The sequence below is a fragment of the Actinophytocola algeriensis genome, from assembly GCF_014203735.1.
GTDB lineage: Bacteria > Actinomycetota > Actinomycetes > Mycobacteriales > Pseudonocardiaceae > Actinophytocola > Actinophytocola algeriensis.
On sequence record NZ_JACHJQ010000012.1, the window covers coordinates 125,424 to 143,237 of the forward strand.

7 protein-coding genes are annotated in these 17,814 nt (G+C 72.7%); 3 read left to right on the forward strand and 4 right to left on the reverse strand.

Features of this window, described 5'->3' with window-relative positions; all coding sequences use genetic code 11:
• Positions 1 to 14: 14 nt before the first annotated feature.
• The 4 genes from FHR82_RS41990 to FHR82_RS42005 form a co-directional block, all read right to left on the reverse strand.
• Positions 15 to 2,294, reverse strand: coding sequence for a DUF5682 family protein (locus tag FHR82_RS41990; protein ID WP_184816277.1), 2,280 nt, complete (start codon positions 2,292 to 2,294; stop codon positions 15 to 17).
• Positions 2,294 to 3,382 carry an ATP-binding protein gene (locus FHR82_RS41995; RefSeq protein ID WP_311771545.1) on the reverse strand — a complete coding sequence of 363 codons (1,089 nt, stop codon included), beginning with the start codon at positions 3,380 to 3,382 and terminating at the stop codon, positions 2,294 to 2,296. The genes FHR82_RS41990 and FHR82_RS41995 overlap by 1 nt, the downstream gene beginning before the upstream one ends.
• Positions 3,379 to 6,981 (reverse strand): DUF4132 domain-containing protein, encoded by a 3,603-nt coding sequence (locus FHR82_RS42000; protein WP_184816278.1) that lies wholly within the window; start codon positions 6,979 to 6,981, stop codon positions 3,379 to 3,381. Before FHR82_RS42000 ends, FHR82_RS41995 begins: the two co-directional genes overlap by 4 nt.
• Positions 6,982 to 7,445: 464 nt before the next feature.
• Positions 7,446 to 7,661: a CsbD family protein gene (locus FHR82_RS42005; protein WP_184816279.1), complete on the reverse strand. Its 216-nt coding sequence runs from the start codon at positions 7,659 to 7,661 to the stop codon at positions 7,446 to 7,448.
• Between the two features lie 151 nt (positions 7,662 to 7,812).
• Between FHR82_RS42005 and FHR82_RS42010 the strand changes: the two genes are divergently transcribed.
• The 3 genes from FHR82_RS42010 (at position 7,813) to FHR82_RS42020 (ending at position 17,813) form a co-directional block, all read left to right on the forward strand.
• Positions 7,813 to 8,817 carry an aldo/keto reductase gene (locus FHR82_RS42010; protein WP_184816280.1) on the forward strand — a complete coding sequence of 335 codons (1,005 nt, stop codon included), beginning with the start codon at positions 7,813 to 7,815 and terminating at the stop codon, positions 8,815 to 8,817.
• A gap of 117 nt (positions 8,818 to 8,934) precedes the next feature.
• A complete protein-coding gene (locus tag FHR82_RS42015; protein WP_184816281.1) occupies positions 8,935 to 16,215 on the forward strand; it encodes a type I polyketide synthase in 7,281 nt (2,426 codons plus the stop codon).
• On the forward strand, positions 16,212 to 17,813 hold the full coding sequence (locus FHR82_RS42020) for an aldehyde dehydrogenase family protein (RefSeq protein WP_184816282.1): 1,602 nt from the start codon (positions 16,212 to 16,214) through the stop codon (positions 17,811 to 17,813). The genes FHR82_RS42015 and FHR82_RS42020 overlap by 4 nt, the downstream gene beginning before the upstream one ends.
• The last annotated feature ends 1 nt before the right edge of the window (position 17,814 follow it).

The window sequence follows — 17,814 nt, forward strand, 5'->3', positions numbered from 1 at the left end:
CCCGGTTCCACTGTTCACAGGTCCGCCAACCCCGCCCGCGTGAGCATCTCGTCGATCGCCTCCTCGATGGCCGCGCCGCCGGCCACCAGCACCGGGTCGGTCCGCACCCGCAGCAGTGCGCGCCCGGACCCCTCGCCGCCGCGGCGTGCCACCAGCGCGGTCGCGAACCGCTCCCGTTCGGCGGGCGGGAAGAACTCGAACGCCTGCCGCAGCGCGGGCAGCGCCACCAGGAAGTCGTGCGCGGACAACGCGCTGACCAGCTCGTCGAGCACCGACGTGAGGCCGTCGTCGGCCAGCACCTCTTCGCGGGCCACCGCGAACAGCCCGGCGAGCCAGTCACCGAGCACCGATGGCGACCGTGGCACGGCGTCGGCTGCGGCCACCGGCTCGCCGAGCGCCCAGCACAGGCCGAGCCCGGCGCCACGCAGGTCCGGTGGCACGTCCTGGTTCGCGAACAGCCGGCCGCCGACACCGACAGCCGTCGCCCTGTCGAGGTCGAGCGCGGCACCACCGTCGCGGACCGCGTCGCGGACCGCGGCGAGCGCACGCAGCCGCGCCGGTTCTGCGGGGACGTCACCGCCGCGTACGCCTTCGGCCAGCCACAGCGCGCGCGTGGTCGCGGTGGTGACGACCGCGCCCAGCAGCGGGCTGCCCGCGGTGCCGAGCAGCCGGTCGTGCCGCCACAGCCCGAGAGCGACCCGCAGCGCCGCACCGAGCGGTCCCAGCTCCCGCGCCGACCGCACCCCGGCGGCGACCCGTGTGGTCAGGTCACCGGCGAGGTCCGCGAGCCCGCACAGCGCCGCGTCGTAGAGCAGTCCGGCGAGTGCGCCCACGTCGTCGCGGCCATCGGCCAGGGCGGCGAGCGTGGCCGCGGCCGCGTCCGGCAGGGTGCCGCCGCGGGCGGCCGCCTCGATGAGCGCGGCCTCGCGGTGATCGGAGCCGGTGAGCTGCCAGCGCTCGGCCGCGGACGCGTCCCGGCCGGCCGACGGCCCGGACTTCCGTGCCACACCGGGGATGCCGAGCACCCGCAGCCGGTGCAGGACGCGGCTGCGGTACAGGTCGGTGCCGTCGGTGAGGTCGAGCCGGACGTCCCGGTCGCCGTCGAGGCCGAGCGCGGCCAGCTCCGCGGCGACCGCGCCGACCAGGGGCGGCGCCGGGGTGTCCGGGTGCAGGCGGCCCGTGCGGTCACCGGTCAGCGCGGCGACCATCTCCACCACGACCGGGTGCGCGCCCGCTGTGAGCGGGCCACGTGCCGACCACGGCAGCGGCTGCTCCAGCGCGTCCGACACGAGCGCGCTGACCAGCCCGTCCAGCACGTCGGTGCGGGCCGGGTGCGGGTGCCCGCGCAACGCGGCGAGCCCCACGCCGAGCGCCTTCGCCGAGATCAGGTCCGCTGTGGACACCGGCTGGCGGCGGGCCCGCAGCCGCGTCACCACGTCGGCGACGAGCCCGGTCGCCGCGTCCTCCTGGCCGGACTCCCAGAGCCTCTGGTAGTAGCCGGGGGAGGGCATCCCGGAGGCGTAGCCGGTGAACGCGTCGAGTCTGCGGTTGGAGTAGGGCACCAGGTAGCTGCCGACCTCGGTGTCCGCAGGCACGTCCGGCACCTCGGGCCATGCCGGGTCCGGGGCGGCGGTCGCGAGCCTGGCCAGCAGGGCGGGGCGGTGGAAACCGCCGACCACCGCGACGACCGGTCCGTCGTCCCGCGCGGCCGCCGCCGCGATCCACCGCGCCATGTACTCCTCGCGGGCGGTGTCCTCGCGTCCGGCGTCCGCTTCGCCACGCACCAGGTCGAAGTACGTGGCGAGCCGCTCCGCGAGCCCGTCGTGCGGGTGTGCCTCGACCAGGTGGTCCCACAGCACGTCGACGTTGTCCACCGCGAACGCGCGGCACAGCCGCTCCGACGCCTCGGCGTAGCGGCGTTCCGCGTCGGCGTAGACGTTCTCGGACTTCGCCCCGGTCTCGCTCGCACGCCAGCAGGGCAGGTCGATGAACCGCACGTCGGCGCCCGCCGCGTGCCCGTCGGTGAGCGCGATCCACTCGGGGGAGTAGTCGCAGAACGGGGCCCACGACAGCCGGTTGCGGGTGGCGTCGCGCACGTAGCTGAAGATCGCCACTGGCGGGGTGTGCCCGAGCAGCAGCTCGCCGATCCGGCCGGAGAAGTCGGCGGGACCCTCGATCAGCACGTGCGCTGGCCGGTGCGCGGCGATCGTCTCGCGCACCAGCCGCGCACACGCCGGGCTGTGGTGCCGGACCCCGATGACGTGGACCGGAGCCGCGTGTACCGGTGCCGCCATCAGCCGGGCAGCCGCAGCCGGGCGCCGTGCAGGTCGGCCCACGCCTGCGTGTGCTTGCGGCGGGCCGCGTCGTGCTCCAGGTAGCGGCGCAGCTTCGCGAGGTCGTCCGGGCTGTCCTTCGCGGCCGTCCCGGCGAGGCACTCGACGATGTCCTCGGCCGACCCCGCCTCGCCGCGCAGGTACCAGCCACGCAACCCGACGGCGTGCGCGACCGACACCGCCTCCGCCGTGCTGAGCACAGTGGACAGTCGTTCGCCGCCGCCGCGTCCGGTGCCCCCACGCAGCTCGCGGAACGTGGTGACCAGGACCTCGAGCACGTCCCTGCGTTGCGCGACCGGCACCCCGGAGCGGCGCAACAGCTCCGCCGACTCCGTCTCCACCAGCGCGAGCTCGGTGTCCAGGTCGGGAATCGGGAACACGGTCTCGAAGTTGAAGCGGCGCTTGAGCGCGGCGCTCATCTCGTTGACGCCCCGGTCGCGGGTGTTGGCGGTAGCGATGACGTTGAACCCGTCCTTGGCGAACACCATCGCGTCCGGCCCGGTCAGCTCCGGGATCGCCAGCACCCGGTCGGACAGCGGCGACAGCAGCGAGTCCTGCACTTCGAGCGGGCAGCGGGTGATCTCCTCGAACCGGATCACCTTGCCCTCGGACATGCCGCGCAGCAGCGGCGCGGGCACCAGTGACCGGGTCGACGGCCCTTCCGCGACGAGCATCGCGTAGTTCCACGAGTAGCGGATCTGGTCCTCGGTGGTGGCCGCGCCGCCCTGGATGGTCAGCGTCGACACCCCGCTCACCGCGGTCGCGATCAGCTCCGACAGCAGCGACTTCGCCGTGCCCGGCTCACCGACGAGCAGCAGGCCGCGGCTGGTGGCGAGGGTGACCAGCGCACGGTCCACAAGGGACGGGTCGCCGACGAACTTGTTGCGCACGCCCAGCTTGGCGTCGCCGACCACGAACCGGCGGGCCGCGTCGAGGCTCAGCGCCCAGCCGGGCGGCCGGGGCGCGGTGTCCTGTTCCCGCAGCCGGGTCAGGTCGTCGGCGAACCGGACCTCAGCGGGCGGGCGCTGCAGGTCGTCCTTCGCGGTCACTTGGCGCTCACCAGTTCGGTCAGGTCGGCCAGCAGCTCGCTCGCCGACACCGGGTCGAGCGTGCTGAACGGGGTGCGTTCCGTGCCCCACCAGCCGTCGTGGTCGGTGGACAGGAACACGCGCCGGATCTCCTGGTTCTCGCCGAGCATGGTGGGCTCGCCCGCGACGATGCCCTCCTCCAGCTCGATGACCCCGAACCAGCCGTCCGCGAGTGGCTTGACCACACCGGCCTCGACGCCACCGTCCTGTGGCGCGGTGCGTTCCCAGCCGCGTTTGGTGAGACCGAGGACGCGGCCGACGCTGACCGTGGTCTTGTCGAACCGCGCCAGCGTCAGCGCGGTGCGCTCCTCGTCGGTCAGCGCCAGGACGGGCCTGCCGAGCTGCGGGAACGGTTGCAGGATCTCGTAGTCGGCGAACACCTCCGCCCACGTGGCCAGCGCGTCGCCGAGGTGGATCGGGTGTGCGACGCCGACAGTCGTGCCCTCTGGCGGGGTGTAGGTGTCGTCGCCTGCGTCGGCGAGGGTGCGGTCCTCGGCCAGCCGGAACGCGCCGACGAGCGTGCCGTCGGTGTCGTAGACGCCCCACACGAGCCTGCGCACGACGTGCCAGAGCAGCGGGTGCCCGGAGAAGTAGGTGGCGAAGTCCTCGTGGCTCCACCGGCGCCCCGACACCATGGCCCGCTCCAGTCGCGTGATCTGGTCGCTCGCGAGGGTGCGGACGTCCTTCTTCAGCCCGGCGAAGCGCTGGTAGGCGGCGGTCGCGAGGTCCTGGTCGTCCTTCGCGCCCGGCTTGGGCAGCGCCTTGCGGCGGGTGCCGTCCTCGTCGGACACGGTCGGCCGCAGCGCCTCGTCGAAGCCGACGACGAACTTCCTCGGGCCGTAGTCGAGGACCAGCGTGCCGTCCGCTGCCAGCCCGAGGTCGGGCACGAGCCGGTCGGCGAGCTGCTCCGCTGTCAGGCCGAGGTTGGCCGCGACCAGCTCGATCTTCTCCTTGGCGCGTTGCTTGAGCCCGGCGAACTTGACCTTCTGCGCGATGCCGTTGAGGTGCATGAGGGCCACGTCGGTGCCGATCTCGGCGAGGACGTCCAGGCCGGTGACCGCGCGGGCGTGCCCGCCCTCACCCGGCCAGGCGCGGATGATCGGCGAGAGCCGCCGCACGGTCTCGTCGTCGCCCACCGCGGCCAGCGCGACGAGTGCCCAGCCGTCCTTGGACGGCATGCCCGCCTTGCGCCACGCCTCGAACACCGTCCACCCGAACTCGGCGAGCGACGCCGGATCGCACGCCTCGGCGACCTGTGCGACCCCACCGTAGGGCTCGTCGGGTTTGCCGAGCGCGAACATGGTCAGCACGTCGGCGGTCGAGGCGCGGGGGAGCGCGACCTCCTCGTCCCGCAGGCGGATCTGCGGGAGGGCGGCCGGGTCGGCCCAGGCGCCGGGGACCGGCAGTTTCCTCGGCAGCAGTTCGAGCGGGTCCGTGGCGAGGATCCGGGCCACCCCGTCCTCGGCCTCCTCACCGGCGAGCCGCTTCGTCTCGGCGACCACGTCGTCGGTGCCCTCGTGCGCGGCGAGCGCGCGCAGTGCCGTCTCCGCCACGTCGCGGGTCTTGCCCGCCTTGCCGAGCGCGGCGGGCAGCAGGTAGGGCAGTGTCGCGAGGCCGTGCCGCAGCAGCCAGGACCGCACGATCGGCCGGGCCGCCCGCCGCCGCACCAGCGCCGTCGCCATGATCGTCGCCACCTCGATGTCCAGCACCGGTACGAGCGCCTTGATGGCGTCCTGCCCGTTGCTCGTGGTCACCGCCGAGATGACCGAGGGGACGGCTTCGGCGTCGAACCGGGCCAGCAGGGCGGTACCCCACCCCTCGGCGTCGTAGATCAGCTTGGGTTGCCAGGTCTTGAGCACCGGCAGGGCCAGTTCGACCGGTGCGTGCAGCAGCACCGAGCGCATCACCCAGTCGTTCCGCGTGTACCGCTCCAGCTCGTCCACCCAGTCCGTGCCCGGCTCCGTGTGGCGGTCGAACGCGATCCGCGCCCGCAGCGCGAGGCCGTGTGCCTGTTCTCCGTCCGCCCACACGACGCGGGTCGGCGCGGGCACGGTCAGGCCGTTCAGCACCACCGGTGGCGCCGCCGTGCGCTCGCGGGTCCACGGCGGACTGGCCAGTACGGGAGGCAGCAGGTCAGCGGGTGCTTCGGGCAGCAGGACCACGCCCTCCTGGGTGGCGAGCGCGGCGTCCCTGGCCGCCTCGGGCAGCGACGGCACGATGTCGTCGAGCAGCTCGGGCCGTGCCAGCAGGTGGGCGCGCAGCAGTTCGACCGCCACCTGGTCGCCCTCGGCAGCGGCCTCGGCCAGCAGCCGGGTGGCGCGCACCGGGTAGCGCGGCACGGCCTCCTGCAGCGCGGCCCGGTACGGCGCCTTGCCGGCATGGGCGACCAGCGACCGGAACGCGTCGTCGGTCGGCATCGCGACGATCGCCGCGAGCAGGCGCTTGCGCACGTCGTTCTCGGCGTTCTCGGACCACCGCGCGAGGATCGGCGCGATCGGCGGGCCGATGGTGCGCACGAGCGTCGGCAGCGTCCTGGACTGGAACTGGATCGCGTGGCCTGCGAACGGGAGGTCGTCGAGCTGGTCCACGCGGTACACGGCGGACAGGTACAGCGAGGTCAGCACGCGGTCGAGGTGGTCGGCGTCGGCGGGCAGCTCGTCCACCCACGCGGTCTCGGTCGGTGCCAGGAACGCCGCGACGAGCCGGGTGTTGGCGTCCGTGCGGAGCGCACCGATCGTGGCGACGGCGCGCGCGTACTCGTCGTCGGCCGCCGCCGCGAGCGCCGTGCGCATCTCGCCGAGCACGTCCGGCCCTGCCCAGCGCCACGGCAGGTGCTCGCTGTCGGTCGTGTGGCGCAGGTTGATGGCGCCCGACCTGGAGTTGGTGCTCCCGAAGGTGAACGTCGCCGTCCGCATCGACGCCTCGACCGCGAACAGCAGGCCGTGGTCGGCCAGCCACTGTTGCCCGATCCGGACGACCTTGTCCCTGTCGTAGTAGCTGGTGTGCATGCCGACCATGAACAGCACGGCCGCGGCGCCCAGCGGGTCCGGCGTGCCGCCGAGGTGCGCGCGTGCGGCGGCGGCGATCCGCTCATCGGTGCCCGCCGCGTCGAGCACGAGGTCGATCCTGCTCCGGTACCTGTGCACCAGCTGGCCGGCCTCAGCATGGGCGTCCTCGGCCGGACGGTAGCGGGGTTTGCCCTGGTCACGTCGGGCGTACGCCATCCGGACCAGACCCGAGGGCGGGTCGAAGGTGTCCTCGTCGGGCCCCGTCCCCCCTGGTGCCGGTGCCGGTTTCCCCGCCGCCGGTGCCTCCGCCGCCGGTTCCCGGGCCGGGACAGCGGGCGCCGTGGCCGTGCCCGCGTCGGCGTAGCCCTTCTTGATCTTGTCGTCGGCCTGCTTGGCGAGGAACGCCGCCGCGGCCGCCGCGGACCCGAACTCCTTGCGCTTGGACTGCCCGTCGGTGCCTATCCGCCCCCAGGAAACGACCACGTCGTTGCCCTGCACCACCCCCTCCCAGAACTTCGCCGAGCCACCGCCGATGTACTCCAGACGCCGCACGTTCCACTCTCTCCTGCCGTACTTCCTCCGACCGCGGGCACACGGTAGCGGGGCGCACCGACAGATCCGGGGTGAATCGCGCCGCCCGTGAAGGTTCCGTGACCGTGTCCGGGCGTTTCGTGCTGTGGCGCGAAACGACTGTGTCGCAGGACATCGCGGCTGTTCGCGATGAGGGGCGTTCGGCCGACACGGCAGCATGGTGGTCGGCTCTATGATCGCGCGCGCGACTCGACCGGGTTCGTCGGTCGCTTACGGGGGGAGTCGGGGTGTCCATCATGGACGGCGTGGGGCGCAGGTCGTCGTCGGTGGTCCGCCTGCCATCCCGTCGACTCACCACGTGCTGTCCCACCGGCTCGAAGGGGCCCCGGTGTGGCACTGTTGCCGGCTTCGGTCTTTTGGGGCCCCTGAACCGGTGTGTGATCGGGCTTCGCCCGGTCGACGGGATGGCAGGCGGCATTCAGTGTTTAACGGTCGTCGCCTCGGAGGGTTTCGCGTGCGTCCTTCACCGCGCCGGCTGCCTTGTCCCGCAGGTCGTGTCCGGCTTCCTTGGCCTCGCCGCTGAGCTGGTCGCGCTTGCCCGCGTCTTCCATCTCCTGGTTGTCCGTCTCGCGGCCGACCCGCTCCTTGCCCTTGCCGACGAGTTGCTCGGCCTTGTCCTTCGCCTTGTCGAACGCGCCCATGGTGGGCTCCTCTCGTCCAGAACTCTGGTGGGAGGTGAATGCCCAGCCGGTGGCGACCGAAACTGAGCGCACCGTCATCTCGCGTCGCGGGTGTGGGCGGACGCGTTCGGCTCTTGAACTGGAGCGCGCTCCAGGGCCTAGCGTCGTCGCCATGGACTATCGATTTCTCGGCAGGTCGGGCCTTCAGGTGAGCGAGTTGTGCCTCGGCACGATGATGTTCGGCGAGCGGACCGACGAGGAGACGAGCCACCGGATCCTGGACACCTTCGCCGAGGCGGGCGGCAACTTCATCGACACCGCCGACGTCTACGGGCAGGGTCGTTCGGAGGAGATCCTGGGTGGTTGGCTGAAGACGCGCCGTCGCGACGACTACGTCATCGCGACGAAGACGTTCGGTGAGATGGGGCCGGGACCCAACGAGCGTGGCCTGTCACGCAAGCACATCCTCGACGCGGTGCTGGCCAGCCTCCGCAGGCTCGGCACGGACCACATCGACCTGTACCAGTTGCATGTCTGGGACGACGGCACGCCGCTCGAAGAGTCGCTTTCCACCCTCGACGGGCTGGTGCGGGCCGGCACGGTCCGCTACCTCGGGGTCAGCAACTTCACCGGTTGGCAGCTGCAGAAAGCCGTCGACGTCTCGATGCTGCGTGGCTGGGAGCCGTTGGTGTGCCTGCAGCCGCTGTACAACCTGCTCGACCGGGAGGCCGAGTGGGAGCTGTTCCCCGTCTGCCGCGCGGAAGGCCTCGGCGTCATCCCGTGGTCGCCGCTGCGGGCCGGCTGGCTGTCCGGCGCACACCGGCGTGGCGCGACCGCCCCGGCGGAGGGCACGCGCGTCAAGGCGGCGGCCGAAGCCGGGTCGATCCCGTGGAGCGGCTACGCCACCGAACGCACCTGGCGCGTGATCGACGAGGTGTCCGCGATCGCCACCGAGACCGGACGCTCCGCGGCTCAGGTGTCGTTGCGCTGGCTGCTGCAACGCGCGCCGGTCACCGCGCCGATCGTCGGCCCGCGCACCCTCGACCACGCCAGGGACAACCTCGCCATCGTCGACTGGGCCCTGACACCAGAACAGGCGGACCGCCTCACCGCGGCGAGCGAGACCGAAACGCTGCCCTACCCGTACGGTCTGCTGTCCCGCTTCGTTCGACGCTGAGCACCAGACCGCATCGGACCGTGCCCGCGGTGGCCACGTACACCCGACGGGTTCGCAATTCGGGTGAATACCTTCTCGTGCGCTGAGAGATGCGGATCGCCGTTGGAAGATCGCCTGGTGCCCGAGAAGATCGCGATAGTTGGTGTTGGTTGCCGCCTCCCCGGTGGGGTCGACGACCTCGACGGCCTGTGGTCGTTGCTTTCCGAAGGTCGCGAGGCCGTCGGCGCACCACCACCGGACAGGTTCGACGTCGAGCGGTACTGGGACGCCAACCAGATGCGGCCAGGCAAGTCCTACACCTTCCACGGTGGCTACCTGGACGACGTCGCCGGCTTCGACGCCGAGTTCTTCGGCATCAGCCCGCGCGAGGCCGTCAGCATCGATCCACAGCAGCGGCTGGTGCTGGAACTCGGCGTCGAGGCGCTCGACGACGCGGGCATCGACCCGGATTCGCTGGCGGGCACGGACGCCGCGGTGTTCGTCGGCGTGTCCGCGCCCGACTACGGCGGCCAGCACTTCGCGACGCCCGGCACGATCGGCCCGTACACCAACTCCGGCGCCGCGTTGTCCAACACCGCCAACCGGTTGTCCTACCACCTCGACGTGCACGGGCCGAGCCTGAAGGTGGACACCGCGTGCGCCTCCGCGTCGAACGCGGTGCACCTCGCGTGTGAACACCTTCGCGCGGGGCACGGGCGGATCGCGTTCGCCGCGGGGGTGAACGTGCTGCTCAACCCGCTGACCACGGTCGGGTTCGCCAAGGCGGGCTTCCTGTCCCCGACGGGGCGATGCCGTCCCTTCTCCGCCGCGGCGGACGGTTACGTGCGTGGCGAGGGCGCCGGGGTGGTGGTGCTCAAGCGGCTGGCCGACGCCATCGCCGACGGCGACCGGGTGCACGCGGTGATCGCAGGCTCGGGAACGAACAGCGACGGGCACACCACCGGGCTCGTGCTGCCGAGCGGTGACGCGCAGGAAGCGTTGCTGCGCCAGGTTTACGGCCGGTTCGAGCTCGCTCCCGACGACCTGGCCTACATCGAGGCGCACGGCACCGGGACACCCATCGGTGACCCGATCGAGTGCCAGGCGATCGGCCGGGCCCTTGGCGTACCGCGCACCGGCGAGCCGCTGCCGGTCGGATCCGTGAAAGCGAACGTGGGCCACCTCGAACCGGCGTCGGGCATGGCCGGGCTGTTCAAGGCGATTCTGGTGCTGCGCCACGGCATGGTGCCACCGACGCCGAGCGCGTCACCGCGCAGCACCGACATCGACTTCGACGGGCTCGCCATCACCCCGGTGCCCGAGGCACGCGCCACGTCGGGGCGGCTGGTGGGGGTCAACTCGTTCGGCTTCGGCGGGACGAACGTCCACATCGTGCTCGAGACACCCCCGGCCGCCGGGGCCGGAACGACGGTGGGCGGCGAGGTGCCCCTGGTGGTGTCCGCGCGAACCGAGAGCGCACTCGCCGAGGCCGTGTCCCGGATGGACGAACGGTTGACCGGCTGCACGGACTTCGCCGACGTCGCCTACTCGTCCTGGCACCGGCGCGCCCGGCACCCGTACCGGCGGGTGGTGCTCGCGTCCGACGCGGAGCAGGCCCGCGAACGGCTGGCCGAGCAGGTGCCCGCCCGTCGTGCGGCGGCACGCGGCCGGGTCGCGTTCGTCTACTCCGGGCACGGCGCGCAGTGGGCGGGTATGTCCGCCGACCTGCTGGGCACCGATCCGGTGTTCACGCGCGTCGTCACCGAGATCGACGCCCTGCTGCGGCCGAGGGTCGGGTGGACGGTCAGCGACGAACTGCTGGCGTCCGAGTCACGGCTGCACGACACGAGGGTGATCCAGCCGACGACGTTCGCGGTGCAGGCGGCGATCACCGCGGTGCTCGCCGAGTACGGCGTGGTCCCGGACGCGGTGTACGGGCACAGTTCCGGCGAGATCGCCGCCGCCCACGCCGCCGGGATCTACTCCCTGGACCAGGCCGTGGAGCTGGCGGTGGTGCGCAGCGAGACCCAGGCCCGCGCCAGGGGCCTCGGCCGGATGGCGGCGGTGAACCTCGGGTCCGACGAGGCCGGGCGGTTCCTCACCCGCTACGACGGGCGCCTGGAGATCGCGGGCGTCAACAGCGAGCAGGACGTCACCGTCGCCGGGCCCGACGAGGACCTGCGCGACCTGGCCGCCAGGCTCGCGGACCGCGACGTCTTCTGCCGCGTGCTCGACCTCGACTACCCGTTCCACAGCGCCGCGATGGACCCGCTCCTGCCGTCGTTGCGCGACGGGCTGGCCTACCTGGCCCCCAAGCCCGGGTCGATCGACTTCGTCTCGACGGTGACCGGTGAGCGCCTGGCGGGGGACCAGCTGGACGCCGAGTACTGGTGCCGCAACCTCCGCGAACCCGTCCGGTTCCACGCCGCCACCGGCCACCTGGCCGCCGACGGCTTCCGCACCTTCGTCGAGATCGGTCCGCACCCGGTGCTGCAGACGTACCTGAAGCGTGCCGCCGCCTCGGACGCCGAGGGCGCCGTCGCCGTCCTGCCGACGCTCGCCAGGTCGGTGCCGGGCCCGAGGGCGCTGCGCACCGCGGTGGAGGCCACGCTCGCCGCGGGCGCGCCGCTCGACCGGGACCGCTTCTTCCCGCACGGCGGCCGGACGGCGCGGCTGCCCGGCTACCCGTGGCAGCGGGAGCGGTTCTGGCTGGGCAGCAAGTACACGTGGAGCGGCAACACGACGCCGCCGGACCACGTGCTGCTCGGCAACCGGGTCGCGGTCTCGGACCCGACGTGGCGGTCCACAGTGGACCCGGCGCGGCTGCCGTGGCTGTCGGGGCACCGGGCGGCCGGTACCCCGATCATGCCCGCCGCCGGCTACCTGGAGATGGGCTGGGCCGCCGGGCAGCTCGTGCACGACGGCCCGGTCGAGGTGCACGAGCTGCAGATCACCAAGCCGGTCGTCCAGCCGGACGACGAGATGGCGCTGCCGGACCTGCAGGTCTCGCTGTCCGAGGAGGACGGTGTCTTCCGGGTGGCGACCCGTGCCGCGGACAGCCAGGTGTGGCAGACCCACGCACGTGGCCGGGTCCGGCGCCGCGTGGCCACCGCACCCGCCCGGCTCGACCTCGCGGCGCTCCGCGCCCGGTTCGCCGAGCACGGCACGCACGTCGACCAGCGCACGTTCTACGCCGACGGCGAGCAACTCGGCCTCGGCTACGGGCCGGACTTCGTGGTGATCGGCCAGGCGTGGGTGGACGGCATGGCGGTGCTGGCCGACTTCGACTGCGGTCACCTCGACCCCACCGGGTTCCACGCGCACCCGGCGTGGACCGACGCCGGCCTGCAGGCCGCGATCGAGCTGGGCCGGATCGTGGCGGGCCAGGTCACCCAGGAGCACGCGTACATGCCGGTGTCCATCGGTTCCGCACGCCTCTGGGGAAAACCGGCCGCGACCGGCGCCGTGTACTTCCGCGCCAGGACGGTCTCGAGCACGGCCGCGATGGCCGACATCACGCTCGTCGACGACGCAGGCGAGGTTCTGCTGGACCTGGTCGACTGCCGGTTCCTGCGCATCAAGGTCGCCGACCGGCACGCGGTCCGCCACCAGCACGTCGAACTGCGTGCCGCGCCGCGCGGCCGGGCCGCGGCCGCGGAGGTGGCGTGGACACCACCGGAGCTGGCGGTGCCGCCCGCGCCCGGCCACGACACGTTCCGGCGCAGGCGGATCGCGCTGACCGCGGCGTTCGTCACCCGGGCGTGCACGGCGCTCCTCGACGGCGCGGAGACCTTCTTCACCGACGACCTGCGGGCCGCGGGCGTGCGTCCCGAGTTCGTCCCGCTGCTCGACGTGTTGCTGGAGATCGCGGCCGAGCACGGCCACCTGGAGTGGCGCGGCGAGTTCCAGGGCCGTACCCGGTGGGCGATCCGGCCCGACGCCACCGGACCCCGGTTCGGTGAGCTGCTCGACGAGTTCCCCGACCACGTCCCCGACCTCACCCTCGCCGGCCGCACCGGCCTGCGCCTGGCCGAACTGCTGCGTGGTGAACAGGACGCGCTGGAGATCCTGCTGCCGACGCACGGCAGCGACACCCTCGCCCACTTCTACGACCTGTCGCCGACCACCCGGCCCGCGCACCGGGCGGCGGCCGAGGCCATCCGGAGCCTGGTGGCGGCGTGGCCCGCGGACCGTCCACTGCGGATCCTCGAGGTCGGCGGCGGTACCGGCGCGCTGACCGCCGCGTTGCTGCCGGTGCTGCCCGCGGACCGCACACAGTACGTCTTCACCGACGTCTCGCCTGCCTTCCTCGTGCCTGCCGAGGCGCGGTTCTCGGGCTACGACTTCGTCGAGTACCGGACGTTCGACCTGAACGAGCCGGACGTCGAGCCGGGCTCCTTCGACGTCGTCGTGGCGGCCAACGCACTGCACGTGGCGGCGGACCTCCGCGCGGCGCTGCAGGCGCTGGGCACGGCGTTGACCGATCACGGGCGCCTGCTGCTCGTGGAAGCCCACGACCTGCCGCTGCTCGTGCTGCCGTTCGGGCTGGCGCCCGGGTTCTGGTCGGTGACCGACCGGGACCTGCGCCCCGCCGGGCCGTTGCTGCCGTCGGCGCGATGGCGGGACCTGTTGCTGGCGAACGGTTTTCGTGCACCGCACGTCGTCGACGACGGTGGCATGTGCTCGCTGCTGATCGCGCGGCGCGAACCGCGGGCGGAGCCGCTGCCACCCACGCCGCTGCCGCCCGCGCCCGACGGCCGGATCGTGGTGGTGCCGGAGGACGACAACACGGCCGGGGTCGCCGCCGCGGTCGCCGGAACGCTGGCGCGACACGGGGCGGACGTGGTGCGCCGCGACCCGCGCACCGGCGTGGCGGGATGGCTCGGCGGGCCGTCGACCGACGTGGTGCTGGTCCTCGGTGAGCCGGGCGCCGGTCCGGCCGACGCACTGGCGGTCACCACGCGCCGGTTCGAGACCATCCAGGCGCTCGTGCGGGCCGCGGCCGAGGTGCCCGCGGACGCGGTGACCCGGCTGTGGCTGGTCACGGGCGCCACCGGCGCCAACCCGGGACTCGCGACGAGTCCGGTGGACGCCGCGCTGTGGGGGACCGCACGCGTCATCGCGGCCGAGGTTGGCGGGATGGGGATCCGGCGCGTCGCGCTGTCGGGCGAGGTGCCGGTCGTCGAACTGGTGCGCGAGCTGCTCGAGCCGGCCGACGAGGACGAGGTCGTGCTGACGGAGTCCGGCCGGTTCGTGCCGAGGCTTCGCGACCTGCCGCCGCCGGTCGCCGACGACCCGGCCACGCCCTACCGGCTGGTCACCCGCTCGGCGGGGCCGACGTACCGGCTCGCGTGGGAGGCCACCGACGTGCCCCGGCCGGGACCGGGTGAGCTGGTCGCCGAGGTGAAGGCCACCGGCATCAACTACCGCGACGCGTTGATCGCGGTGGGCATGCTGCCGGACTGGGTGGTGGAACTGGGGTCGACCGGTGCCCGGCTCGGCGGTGAGTGCGCGGCTGTGGTCACCGAGGTCGGCCCGGACGTCACCCGGTTCCGTCCCGGCGACGAGGTGTACGGGTTCGTCCCCGGTTCGCTCGCCTCGCACGTGCTGGTGAACGAGAACCTCGTCGGCGCCGTGCCGGAGGAGCTGGATCTCGTGTCCGCCGCGGGCATTCCCGTCGCGCTGCTCAGCGTGCACTACGGGCTGCGCAAGCTCGCACAGCTGGAAGCGGGCGAGGTGGTGCTGGTGCACGGCGCCGCGGGCGGGGTGGGGCTGGCGGCCATCCAGTGCGTCCGGGCGATCGGCGCCACGGTGATCGCCACCGCGGGCTCCGAGGAGAAGCGCGACTTCCTCAGGTTGCTCGGCGTCGAGCACGTCTTCGACTCGCGCGGCCTGAGCTTCGTCACCGACGTGCTCGAGGTGACCGGCGGCGAGGGTGTCGACGTCGTGCTCAACTCCCTCGGCGGCGAGTTCATCGGCCGCAGCCTGGAACTGCTGCGGCTCGGCGGCCGGTTCGTCGAGCTCGGCAAGCGCGACCTCTACAGCGACCGCAACGTGTCGTTGCACGCGTTCCGCAACAACATCAGCTACTTCGCCCTCGACATCGACCAGCTCGGCAAGCACCGGCTGGCCACCATCGCCGCCGAGTACGACAAGCTGCTCGAACTGACGCGGAGGGGTGTCCACCGTCCGCTGCCCCAGCGGGTGTTCACCACCGGGCAGGTCCCCGAGGCGTTCCGGAGCATCCAGCACTCCCGGCACATCGGCAAGCTGATCGTGCGGTTCGACGAGCGGCCTCCGGTCGAACGGCGGACCCGGCCGGTGCCCGCGTTCGACCCGGCCGGGACCTACCTCGTCACCGGCGGCGCGGGCGGTCTCGGCGCGGAAACCGCCCGCTGGCTGGCCGACCGCGGCGCACGACACCTCGTGCTGGTCAACCGCCGCGGCGCCGAGGTGCCCGGGGCGGCGGACGTCGTGGCCGAGCTGACCGGGCGCGGGGTGGCGGTCTCGGTACCCGCGGCCGACGTCACGGACGAGCCGGCGATGCGGTCGCTGATCGCCACGATCGACGAGGGCGACGCCCCGCTGCGCGGCGTGGTGCACGCGGCGATGGTGCTCGACGACGCGATGAGCACCGAGCTGACCGGGGAGCGGTTCCAGGCGGTGCTCGCGCCGAAGATGGCGGGCGCGATGGTGCTCGACCGTCTCACCGAGCACCACGACCTCGACCTGTTCCTGATGTTCTCGTCGGTCGCCGCGTTGTTCGGCAACGCCGGGCAGGCGCCGTACTGCGCGGGAAACCTGTTCCTCGAAGCGCTGGCGCGTGCCCGGCGCGCGCGTGGCCTGCCCGGTCAGGCCATCGCGTGGGGCACGGTGGGGGAGGTGGGCTATGTCGCCAGGGACGAGGCGGTCACGCGGACCGTGACGCGGGCCGGCATGCGGCTGCTGACCGCGCAGCAGGTCCGCACGGCGCTCGACGAACTGGTCGGCGGTCCCGGCGTCGCCATGGTGTGGAGCCACGACGGCGAGTTCCTGCGCCGGATCTACCCGCACCTCACCACCCGGCGGCTCGGCGAGCTCGTCGGCGCGGACGGCGTCGCCGACGACGAGTACGACGACCTGACCGAGCGGCTGCGGCAGGCGTCGGTCGAGGACGCGATCGTGCTCACCGCCGACGCGATCGTCGACACGCTGGCCGGAGTGCTCGCCGTCGCGCCGGACCGCATCGACCGCGGCAAACCACTGGACCAGCTCGGCGTGGACTCGTTGATGGGTGCCGAGCTGGTCGCCAAGATGCGGCGCAGGCTGGGCCGGGAGATCCCGGTGATGCGGGTGATCTCCAGCGGCGGCATCGACGACCTGGCGCGCTCGCTGGTCAACCACTTCAAGTCCGAGGAAGGGCACGCTCAGTCCACATGACACAGACGAGGACCACGGTCCGCCACTTCCCGCTCTACATCGGCGGCGAGCGGGTCGACACCGACGAGCGGACGTACGGCATGAGCGCCCGAGCCGTACTGGGACCCAGCGGTGCGGACACCGCGAACCTGTACCGCCTGCTTCGCGAAGGCACGGAAGAGGAAGTGCACGCGCACCCGCACGTGCTGTGCTCCGCGGCGTTGTCCACCCCGGAACAGGGGGATGCGGCACTGCGCGCGGCCGCGGCGGCCGCACCCCGGCTGCGCGCGATGTCGATCGACGAGCGTCTTGCCTTCGTGCAGGATCTCCACGAGGGCTTTCTGGCGCACCGCGACGAGCTGGCCCGGCTCCTGCACCTCGAGGGATGCCCACGGGTGCTGGCGAACGCCATCTTCACCGCGGTGCTGGACGTCCTCGGGCAGGACAGCCTGGACCTCGCCCGTTCGTTGCTGCGGCAGGAGATCACCACGTCGCGGCACCGGATCGTGCTGCGTCGCCAGCCCGACGGTGTGGTGTGCGTCGACCCGTCGGCGAACGCGCCGCTGTTCGCCGTGATCGCCATGCTCGTCATGCTGGCGGGGAACGCGGTGGTGATCCGGGTGCCGAGGAGTTGTGTGAGCTCGCTGAGCTATGTCCTGCACACCGTCGTCATCCCGGCGCTCGAGGCCCGCGGCGCACCCGCGGGCACACTCAACGTGCTGTGCGCAGACTACGAGAGCACGATGCGCCAGTGGCTCGACAGCCCGCTGGTCGACACCGTCTACTACTTCGGTTCCACCGAGAACGGCCTCGCCCTGGAGCGCGAATGCGTGGCACGGGGCAAGAAACCCATTCTCGAACTGTCCGGCAACGACGGTGTGCTGGTGTGGCACGACGCCGATCTCGACCACGCCACCGCGGCGTTGACGGAGTGCTTCTACGGCTCGGGTCAGACGTGTTTCAGCCCGAAGTACGTCATCGCCCATCCGGCCATCGCCGACGAACTGCTCAGCCGCGTCGCGACGGCCGCCGAGGCGCTGCGGCCCGGTGACCCCGCCGAGACGGACACCGTCCTCAGCCCGGTCCTGCGCGCGACCGCCTTCCACCGGACGCTGACCGACGCACTCCAGGCCGGGGCGACGCGGGTGTGCGGTGGCGCCCGGTTGAACGTCGACGGCGAACCCGACCCGAACGGGATGTTCATCGCACCGACCGTGCTCCGCGTCGACGGTTTCGCCGACGCGGAGCGGATCTCCGCGGTGCGCGGCGAGGCGTTCTTCCCCATGCTGTCCGTCGTCGTGCCGGCGGACGGCCCGCACCTGCTGGACAAGTGCCTGGCGTTCCTCGACGGCAACCCCTACGGCCTGCGGAACTCCCTGTGGGCGGCGGACACCGACGTGATCGACCGGTTCACCACCGAGGTCTCCAACGGCGCGCTGCTGAAGGTCAACGACTCACACATGGCGCAGGTCCCGGGACTGCCGATCGTCGGCGGCACAGGTAAGAGCGCGGGCATCCACGGCGAGGCCGCCTATCCGTTCCTGCGGGCAAGCCGCCTGCAGGCGGTGGCGGTCGCCACCACACGCACCCATCCGTGGGCGGCCATCGGCAATTCCTAGT

What these genes read in the sequence shown, in the direction of transcription:
- FHR82_RS41990 (WP_184816277.1), bottom strand. Translation starts at nt 2,294, where the DNA reads ATGGCGGCACCGGTACACGCGGCTCCGGTCCACGTCATCGGGGTCCGG.
- FHR82_RS42005 (WP_184816279.1), bottom strand. Translation starts at nt 7,661, where the DNA reads ATGGGCGCGTTCGACAAGGCGAAGGACAAGGCCGAGCAACTCGTCGGC.
- FHR82_RS42010 (WP_184816280.1), top strand. Translation starts at nt 7,813, where the DNA reads ATGGACTATCGATTTCTCGGCAGGTCGGGCCTTCAGGTGAGCGAGTTG.
- FHR82_RS42020 (WP_184816282.1), top strand. Translation starts at nt 16,212, where the DNA reads ATGACACAGACGAGGACCACGGTCCGCCACTTCCCGCTCTACATCGGC.